General features: G+C 57.7%; 1 protein-coding gene and 1 pseudogene. Both read left to right on the plus strand.

Going from position 1 to position 965, the window contains the following annotated elements:
- Nucleotides 1-29: 29 nt before the first annotated feature.
- Nucleotides 30-416, plus strand: coding sequence for a copper homeostasis periplasmic binding protein CopC (copC, locus tag AKL28_RS23620; RefSeq protein WP_050470709.1), 387 nt, complete (start codon nucleotides 30-32; stop codon nucleotides 414-416).
- A 7-nt stretch (nucleotides 417-423) separates the two neighbouring features.
- A pseudogene (locus tag AKL28_RS23625) lies at nucleotides 424-965 on the plus strand (copper homeostasis membrane protein CopD); the annotation flags it as partial.

Genomic DNA, 965 nt, shown 5'->3' on the forward strand with positions numbered 1-965 from the left:
CCTCCACAACATCTCCAAGGAGTATCGCCATGTCCTACCAATCTTTCTTCGCTAAAACGGCCGTCACCATCGCTGCAGCCGCGTTCGCTACCGCAGCCTTCGCTCATCCGAAGCTGCTTGGCTCGACCCCTGAAGACAACTCGACAGTGAGTGCGCCGGAAAAGATCGAACTGCACTTCTCGGAAAATCTCTCCAAGCAGTTCTCCGGTGCCAGCCTCTTGATGACCAGCATGCCAGGGATGAACCATGCCTCGCCAATGAAGATGGCGGCCAAAGTGTCTGGCTCGGATGACCCCAAGACCATGGTAATCACACCAAGCCAACCGTTGATGCCGGGCGTGTACAGCATCGAATGGCGTGCGGTCTCGTCGGATACCCATCCGATCACCGGCAAGATCACTTTCACGGTGAAGTGAGCAGGTAATGGACGGGATGACCGTTTTGGTGCGCTTTGCGCTGTATCTGGACTTGATGCTTGTCTTTGGCCTGCCGCTGTTCCAGCTGCATGCGCTGCGCCAGCCTGAGCGTTCATCCCCCTTGGGTAAGAAGTTCGTCGTACTGACGGCCAGTGCAGCCGCCATCGGGCTAGCGCTGTCGGCGGTGAGCATGCTGCTCATGACCAAGGCGATGACCGGCGCTGCTGACATCGGCTCGATTGAACAACACATGTTCGAGATGATGTTGACGGACACCTCTTTTGGCATGGCGTGGTGCCTGCGGATGGGGATGTTGCTCGTGGTTATCATAACTGCGCTACTGTCGAACGTATGGCCGACCGTGAGTGCAGTTCTGATGAGCGCAGCGGGGGGCGCCGCCTTGGCCACGTTATCCTGGGCTGGTCATGGTGCAATGGACGAAGGCGTACGAGGACATGTTCACCTGATTGCCGACATCATCCATCTGCTCGCCGCTGGCGGCTGGATAGGTGCGCTGGCAGCGTTCATCCTGATGTTGGTTCTGCGTTA

The sequence above is a fragment of the Herbaspirillum chlorophenolicum genome (genome assembly GCF_001189955.1).
Lineage (GTDB): Bacteria > Pseudomonadota > Gammaproteobacteria > Burkholderiales > Burkholderiaceae_D > Herbaspirillum > Herbaspirillum chlorophenolicum.